Raw genomic sequence first — 3,140 nt, forward strand, 5'->3', positions numbered from 1 at the left:
CACGATTGATCAAAGCGCGATTGTAGGATGACCAATTGGTTGTACGATAAATTTTAGGTGTGGGCTTATTCATTTTAGAATTATATTGCTGAATAAGCCCTTAGAGGTAGGTTTGTGCAACAAAGCCATAGATAGATTATGAGTAGTCAGCTGCCTAAACTCAGCAAATTTTTTAAAGCTATTTAGTGTGATTACAAACTCAGACAATGAATCTTCAAACAAACCCCAATATTGTATATCTTTAAAAGAAACATAGTCATGCTTTTCTAATACAGATAAAAAAGATTTCTTATCTACACGGCCTAATTTCTTAATTTCTACTTTGATACGACTTTTTTTTGATTTAAATCATTGACTAACAACATACACGCACGCTTATATGCAGCAAGAATCTCTTTTTCATTGGCTTGAAGAATCTCTTCATTACTTAAAGTGTAAAAAGTTATCAGCTGTATTGTAGATAGAATTGATAAATCTTCATTTAAATCACCAGACTTAATAATGTCAGATTGATGCTGACTCTATATTCTATCTTTACTTGGCGAAAGATTTACAGAGTGCAGAAATGGAAATATATAACTCATTGCTCAATCCTTTAAATAAGAAGTTATTATTTTTGTGCTACCTATTCGCTACCTATAATTTTTATATTAAAAAACCACTTAGGATTAATGCACCTAAGTGGTTGTTTTATATGGTGGGCCCACACAGACTTGAACTGTGGACCAACGGATTATGAGTCCGTTTACATAGCAATTAAAAATCAACAAGTCACAGATATAAAATCAATACTATCATATAGTTATATAATTTTAAAATTTTAAAATTTTATTATTCACTCTTTTTGTTGATTAATATATATTGATTTTGCTTACTACTTGCTTACCAGACGCTTACTAGAATGAAGTTAACAAAACCTGCTATTGATAAAATTGATTGCTCAGACAAAAATAAACCAACTTTTTTTTGGGATGAGAAAACCCCAGGATTCGGTGTTAAAGTTACACCTAAAAATAATAAAAGCTACATCTTCCAAGGCCGTATTGGTCTTCAAAACCGTCGTATCAAAATTGGTGACGTTGATGTATGGGAATTAGATGACGCTCGTAAATATGCACAAGAATTGGCGATTATGTGCCACAAAGGGATTGACCCATTAATCGAGCGTAAGAAAGCTTTAGCTGATAATAAAGAACTGCTAAAACAAGAAAAGCGTAAAACTATTAAATTTAAAGATGTATGGTTTGAATATTTAAAAGCAAGACAACCTAATTGGCGACCAAGAAGCTATCAGGATCATATCGAATTATCTAGAGGTGGTTACGATCCTGAAAAAAATAGTATTTATACTAATCAACCCATTTATCAACTGTTTGAGTACAAGCTTTCTGAATTAACTGCAGATGTGTTTTGTGATTGGCTTGATCAAAATGACTATCGTCCTACAACATCAGCTAAAGCATATCGACTCACACGCGCTTTTCTGAATTGGTGCGAGGAACATGAAGACTATGAAAACTTAATACCTCCAAAATCATATAACGCCAAGAAGGTTAAAGATAAAGTCCCTTCCTCCAAAGCCAAAAATGATTGTTTGATGAAACAGCACCTAAAACCATGGTTTGAAGAGGTAAATAAGTTAACTAGTAGAAAAATTGCGATTTTTTTTATATGTAGTTTAATCACTGGTTGCAGAAAGAATGAGCTACTTTCATTAAAATGGACAGATGTCGATTTTCGATGGAAAACAGCAAGAGTTAGAGATAAAATTGAAGATGAAGGTCGCCTAATTCCTCTGACGGCATATGTTGAAAGCCTATTTTTAGAACTAAGGAAAAATTCTGATTCTAAATTCATATTTAGCAGTAAGGGTGCTGAATGTGGTCATATTGTCAATCCTTACGATAGCTTAGAGAAAATATGTAAAAAACTAAATATTGAACTTACACCCCATGGATTGAGGAGATCATATAAAACGTTAGCTATTTGGGCAAAAATCAATGAAGGATCTTTAGCACAGATATCAGGTCATAAACCTAGTGCATTAGTTGAAAGGCACTACATCGTACGACCTATGGATATGCTACAAGAAACACTACAAGAATATGAGGATTGGATTTTGCAACAAGTACGAAATGGCATTAATTGAGCCTGTAAATTATTTTGTGTAAGTTCCATTTTTTATAAATAATCTTTTAATGGATCATCGAACTGAATCGTAAACCAATTAATTGCTAAACGCCAATTTTGGATTCGAGTTTATTACTTATGTTACTATGTCAGGAGCGATACAAGAATTAAGGTAACCTTATGAAAATAGCGAATACGAAATTACTAGCTGGTGCTTTTATGGCACTAACTTTAACTATGCTTAGCCCTGCCGTACTTGCAAATGATAACAATGATATACGAAAGACTGTTGTAGTTAAGTTTGCAAAAAAAGCTGACTCTGCAAATTATTACGGAAGGCTAGATGGATACAAGTATGATTCCTACAAATTTTATGCTAAAAAAGGGCAAAAGTTAAAAGTGACGTTGACTGGAGGAAATGTTGAAACTTACTTATGGGGTAATCAATTAAAAGACTCTATCAATCTTGGAGAATATTCTCCAGAGCTTGATAATAATGGCATTTATATTTTACCTGCTTCAGGTGAGTATGAAATTAGAGTATTTCAACCTAGATCACAGGCAAGAAAAGATAAAAAACCTCAATACTGGATGAGTATTAACATCAAATAAAGAATTGCTAGATTCGTTTAAGTTTTAATACAAGGGTTCAAAAACTATTGCCAGTTAAACTGGGGCGTGATTTTTACGTGTATGTGTTTATGTTAGTAAAATGATGTAGTTTACTTGTTTAATATCCCGAGGAATAATTTAATCTTGCTGTGCGTTTTTCACTTTTTTTTCAAAAGTTGATTATATCTTTCAACGTAACCGTCGTGATATTCAAACTCTGAACCGTACCGGGTTTGTCGGAGACATTTTTATTTAAGTTAGGCCACGTGATCTAACGGGTTAATCTTATCATAGTACATTGCTTCAAACTCAAAAGGCGATACATAACCCAATGCGCTGTGTACACGCTTTTTGTTGAACCAATCTACCCAATTTAATGTCGCAAGTTGTACATCCGC

General features: G+C 33.2%; 3 protein-coding genes. 2 read left to right on the top strand and 1 reads right to left on the bottom strand.

Annotation, left to right across the window (positions count from 1 at the left end):
• Nucleotides 1-901 precede the first annotated feature (901 nt).
• Entirely contained in the window at nt 902-2,149 is a 1,248-nt protein-coding gene (locus HYG93_RS19000) for an integrase family protein (RefSeq protein ID WP_178962786.1), read from the top strand.
• Between the two features lie 161 nt (nt 2,150-2,310).
• The gene (locus HYG93_RS19005) at nt 2,311-2,742 is read left to right on the top strand and encodes a PPC domain-containing protein (RefSeq protein ID WP_178962787.1); all 432 of its coding nucleotides are present in this window, start codon (nt 2,311-2,313) and stop codon (nt 2,740-2,742) included.
• Nucleotides 2,743-2,999: 257 nt separating this feature from the next.
• Here the strand turns inward: HYG93_RS19005 and HYG93_RS19010 are convergent.
• The coding region (locus HYG93_RS19010) for an integrase core domain-containing protein (protein WP_178962788.1) at nt 3,000-3,140 on the bottom strand (141 nt) is incomplete at its 5' end.

Origin of the sequence: Acinetobacter sp. SwsAc6, from assembly GCF_013391565.1 — a bacterium.
Classification (GTDB): Bacteria; Pseudomonadota; Gammaproteobacteria; order Pseudomonadales; family Moraxellaceae; genus Acinetobacter; species Acinetobacter cumulans.